The organism is Haloferax sp. s1, assembly GCF_058382125.1.
Genome location: NZ_JBZRPK010000420.1, coordinates 1 through 4400, shown reverse-complemented (window position 1 = coordinate 4400; position 4400 = coordinate 1). Strand labels below are relative to the sequence as shown.

The following is a 4400-nucleotide window of genomic DNA, read 5'->3' as shown; positions in this document are numbered from 1 at the left end:
GCTGGGCGCTCCGCTCGACCGTCGCGACTGTGTCGGACATCAGATTCCGTACCGGTAGATCGAGCAGGCGGTCGGAGTCGCCCTCGCGAGAACCGAATCCACCGTGGCTGCTCCCAGACCGTCCGCGGCCACCGAAACTCCCCGGCGAACCACCCTGGCTCTTGCTCCCGCCTCGCGTCGTAAACTCGATAACGTCGTACAGGCTTATCATCCCCACGAGGTCGTCCCCATCGACGACGGGGAGGTGGGCGATACCGGATTCTCGAAGTATGTTGAGGGCTTTGCCGATTGTCGTCTCGGGGGTCGCGCTGACCAGCGTCGACGAATACGCGTCTTCGACGGTCACAGCATCGAGGAAGGGCCGAACGGCCTCAAGGACAGCATCTGCGGTCACCACACCGACGGGACGGTCGTCATCGAGGACGGGAAGCGTTTTAGCGTCGCTACCAATCATGAGCCGCGCGACCTCCCGAACGTCCTCGGTGCGTTCGACAGTCGGGACGTGCTGGGCCTGTGAGCCGACCTTTGCAGAGGGCTGATTGGACGAGGAAGCCAACTGTCGGCGGCTGACGACACCACGATACTCGTCACCGTCAGTCACCACGACGGCATCGAGTTCTTGATTCTCGAATGCGCCGGCGACCTTCGAGAGCGGCGTCCCAATATCGAACTCGGTGAACTTCGTGGAGAGGATTTCGGAGATATCCATGAGTAACTCTCTAGTAGGATGGGTTGAGGACGGTTATGCCTGTCTCACATTTCAGCAATACGTGCCAATTGGATCTGTTCACACTCGTTTTGACCACGAACTACCAATTGCACTTCCACTCGGTCATGAGCAGCTGTATTCTGCAGAGGAATGCACGCACTTGATGGGGCGTGTGCTCAGGATTCTACCTCGATGTCGGCCTCATCCAAAGCACTTCGTCGGGTGAGCAGCCCCACTTGTTCCAGAAGCGTCGTGGCCTCAACGATTCGCTCTCGGTCGGGAGCGTCCAGTTGCTCGAAATCGAGGCTGTTGAGGTTGCTGAGTGCGCGATGCAGCCGGTATCCTGGTGTGTCTCGTGGGTTCATGATGTACGCCTCCGCCGACTTCTGGCGTTAACGAGATGCGTCGCGTCTCGTTCGCACACCAGAACGCCGAGCGTTCTGGGGACGCAGAAAAACGAAGCAGGTACGCTGATGTCTCCCGCTGAAGCCCTGCACCAGCCTTACCCAACGGTCCTCGTGCAGACATCCTATGTTGGTTAAGTCCTTGTTCAACCGAGTATCCTACTGAGGAGTTGGCCCGTGACGAGGCGACTGACACACTTGGCACTCCCACATTGGCTGGCCAGACCATTCGTCAGCTGGGAGCGACTCGAACTCCTGGAACTGATGCTCAGTCATTCGCCCGCACTTGCGACATTCAACGCGTGCTTTCGAGGGAACGTCGGGTTGACGACTCTCGGAGTGCTCGTCGTCGAAGGAACGCTGGAGTGCAATCGCTGGCACCAACCAGACGTCGCTCTCGGCCCTCTCAAGTAAGCCTGTAAGCCGACTTTCCTCACTAACGTCGTGTCCTCCCTCGTTGTAGAGGAACGTCGTGTGCGCCCCTTCATACCGCGACTGCGCCGACTCTGCCTGTCCCGTCCGCTCACGAGCGGCTGTGAGTAGCCGTTCGCCGCTTTCAGAGGTGACTCGAACTGCTTCGGGGAGCGAGGGCCACTTATTGACCAACTGTGCGGCGGGCTCTGCATCGAGGTCGTAGATCAGCTGGCAGTCGTCGACCGCTGGATCTCTGTCAGCCTTCGTGAGGAGCCTAGCCGCAGCAGCACCCTTCGCGACGGCGGCGTAGAACGTCGACGCCTCGACGAGCAGATGGACGATGTGGAGAAGTGTCCACTCAGTATCCGGGGTGCGACTATCGTCGGTGGTTCCATCGAGATGGTTCGAGAGGCAGAACCGACACTTGGTACGGTTCGCAGGAATCGACGCACCGCACGAGGAACACTCGCTCCGTGCCGATCTCGTTCGATTTGGATACGATCCGAGCCCTTCCTTTCGCTTTCGTTCTGCTCGTTCAGTGTTCCCGCGTCCAGAATGCCCGTCGTCGGGAACGTGGGTCGATTCGCCAAGTGGTCGTAGTTCCTCAAAATCAGAGTAGTGGTCCGTCATCTCTTGTGGATGGCTTCCCTCGTAATGCTATTTGAACTCATGCTCCCCTTCATCACGAAATCACTGTGACGACCACAGTGTCTCTATGCGTTGCTCTATCGCCGTGAGGATGGTGGAGTATACTTCGAGTGGATGGAGCGACGGGAGTTCGAGGTCGGTAATTTCGGTAGCAGACGGTGGCTTGTGGAAGTGCAACCGGGTGTTGTGCGCGTTCGGGTGCCGGTCCCAGCGACATTCCCAGCGTTTCCCGTCCTCGTGCTCTTCGACGTAGTGGACTGAGAAATCACCAGTCGTGAACCATCGGATGTCGAGACGGGCCGCTGTTACTGTGTCAGGATATCGTCCAGCGTCGAGCAGTCCACGAAGCAGTCGAGGTTCGTATGAATCCGGGTCGAACGCAGTCTCGGCGATGAGCGAATCCGACGACAGGTGTCGCTCCAGCAGGCGCAGTGTTTGTCGATCCGGTGGGCCTGTCGAGTGTGGCACCGAATCCTCCGGTGGCTGGCTCATTTACGCCGGAATCAGATGTCCGTCGTTCTGGGAGAGCTGGCGAGCAAGTTCGTACAGCCGGATATCCCGAATCACGCCCTGCCACTCGCTGACTGCGGTCATCCGCTCGTGAATGGTTTCGTGATCGTCGTGGTCGAACACGCTGACGGCCGTTGGGTCAGTCGTCTCGAACTGCGCTTCGTATTCCGTCCGCTGGTTTTCAAGCGCCTCCACGCGGTCGATGATTGCCTCGATAGAGAGCTCGGTTGCGATTCGACTGGCGTCCTGCCATTCGAGATACCCCTCGTTTCGTTCGTATGTCGCCGGGCGGCTGTCTCTCTCGGCTCGAGCGATGCCCATCTCTGCCAAGCGATCAAGGTGCTTTTTGGCGGCATTCGGAGAGCAGTCCGCAAGCTCAGCGATCTCGGTGTAGGCAGTCGGAGAGGTAACGCCGAGGACAACGTCGTAGACGCGACCAAACGTGTCTGTCCCCGTCTGCCACCGGCGCTGAGTATCGTCGGACGTGGGGGCCGGATCGAACTCGGTCATACCTATCTGTAGGCGGTCACTCTCAATATATTTTCGGATTCTTCAAATATATGCGAATGAGTGCTGTGTTGAGTTACTGGGAAGGCAGGGCCAGTCTTGTTCAATCACGTAGTCTTGCGACTGCCTTTCCGACCTGTCGGACGTGTTGACTCCGCTCCAGATCTAACTCCTCGGCGAGATAATCGACCGTCTCTGTGAGCGTCATGGTTGAGTAACTCATCTCTCAGCGTATGAAGCTGATGTCGTTAAAAACCGGCTCACGCCGCGTTGAGTTCGTCTCTCCGGGCACGAACTGTTACAGCTGACATCCCTGCAGCATCCGCAACTCTCTGCTGTGTGAGTGGCCTTCCGTGTTTCTGTGCAGCTTTGTATATGCAGGCCGCCGCGACACCACTCGGACGACACCCGTTTGAAATAGCAGTTTCTTGATGGTGCTTCGAGAGTGCCACTGCTCGACGCCGGATGGCGTCTGAAATGCCAAGATCTGACGCGAGACGGGGGATGAATTCGCTCGGTCGAACAGGCTGAGTCGGGAGTCCGAGTTCTGTATTCAGCGTCTTGTACGCATTCTTGACTCTCGATTGGTCAACGCGTGCCATGTCGACGACGTCTTCGAGTAACCGCGAGAGACCGTTGCACCGGCAGGCCCCGTGGACGCTTGCTGCCGCAATCGCCTCGATTGATCGGCCTCGAAGCAGGTCTTTGTTCTGAGCGCTCCGGAACAGTTGACACGCCTGATCCCGAACCGAATCTGTAAGCTCGAGGGCGCTGGCGATTCTTCGTACTTCACCCAGCCCGTGTGCGAGGTTTCGCTCGGCTTTCGACTGGAACCGACCACGATTCTGTTCCCGCCGCATTCGGGACAGTCGCTGGCGCTTTTGCCCAGAGAGTTCGTTTCCGTTCGCATCTTTCTGGCGACCGATTTCCGTCGAGAGTCCTCGGTCGTGACGTGCCGCAGTCAGTGGAGCACCCGTCCGCTTTCGCTGGTCCTGATCGTGAGCTCTCCATTCAGGGCTATGGTCGATTCGTTGCTCATCGATGACCAGGCCACAGTCCTCACAGATGGTTTCAACGCTGTTCGTTCTCACCTGGCCCGTACACTCTGGACACGGCGTGGTTCCGTCGTTCGATACGTCCTCGTGAAGTCGGTTTCGTAGATGTGTCTCGTCGCCATCGGTAGCTTACGAGATGCCTTGTCTGCACCC

Annotated in this window: 5 protein-coding genes and 1 pseudogene; all 6 read right to left on the bottom strand. The window is 58.3% G+C overall.

What is annotated here, in order from left to right; all coding sequences use genetic code 11:
• Positions 1 to 709, bottom strand: a 709-nt coding sequence (locus QT222_RS05715) for a CBS domain-containing protein (RefSeq protein ID WP_491476591.1), incomplete at its 3' end; no start/stop codon positions are given.
• Positions 710 to 885: 176 nt separating this feature from the next.
• The gene (locus QT222_RS05710) at positions 886 to 1074 is read right to left on the bottom strand and encodes a DUF8012 family protein (RefSeq protein ID WP_004060462.1); all 189 of its coding nucleotides are present in this window, start codon (positions 1072 to 1074) and stop codon (positions 886 to 888) included.
• Between the two features lie 198 nt (positions 1075 to 1272).
• The gene (locus QT222_RS05705) at positions 1273 to 2157 is read right to left on the bottom strand and encodes a biosurfactant protein 1 (RefSeq protein WP_004060460.1); all 885 of its coding nucleotides are present in this window, start codon (positions 2155 to 2157) and stop codon (positions 1273 to 1275) included.
• A 60-nt stretch (positions 2158 to 2217) separates the two neighbouring features.
• A complete protein-coding gene (locus QT222_RS05700; protein ID WP_491476590.1) occupies positions 2218 to 2667 on the bottom strand; it encodes a toxin-antitoxin system TumE family protein in 450 nt (149 codons plus the stop codon).
• The gene (locus tag QT222_RS05695; protein WP_491476589.1) at positions 2668 to 3195 is read right to left on the bottom strand and encodes a winged helix-turn-helix domain-containing protein; all 528 of its coding nucleotides are present in this window, start codon (positions 3193 to 3195) and stop codon (positions 2668 to 2670) included. It abuts the gene before it with no gap.
• A gap of 257 nt (positions 3196 to 3452) precedes the next feature.
• Positions 3453 to 4369: pseudogene (locus QT222_RS05690) on the bottom strand (transcription initiation factor IIB).
• Between the last annotated feature and the right edge of the window lie 31 nt (positions 4370 to 4400).

What these genes read in the sequence shown, in the direction of transcription:
- QT222_RS05710 (WP_004060462.1), bottom strand. Translation starts at nt 1,074, where the DNA reads ATGAACCCACGAGACACACCAGGATACCGGCTGCATCGCGCACTCAGC.
- QT222_RS05705 (WP_004060460.1), bottom strand. Translation starts at nt 2,157, where the DNA reads ATGACGGACCACTACTCTGATTTTGAGGAACTACGACCACTTGGCGAA.
- QT222_RS05700 (WP_491476590.1), bottom strand. Translation starts at nt 2,667, where the DNA reads ATGAGCCAGCCACCGGAGGATTCGGTGCCACACTCGACAGGCCCACCG.
- QT222_RS05695 (WP_491476589.1), bottom strand. Translation starts at nt 3,195, where the DNA reads ATGACCGAGTTCGATCCGGCCCCCACGTCCGACGATACTCAGCGCCGG.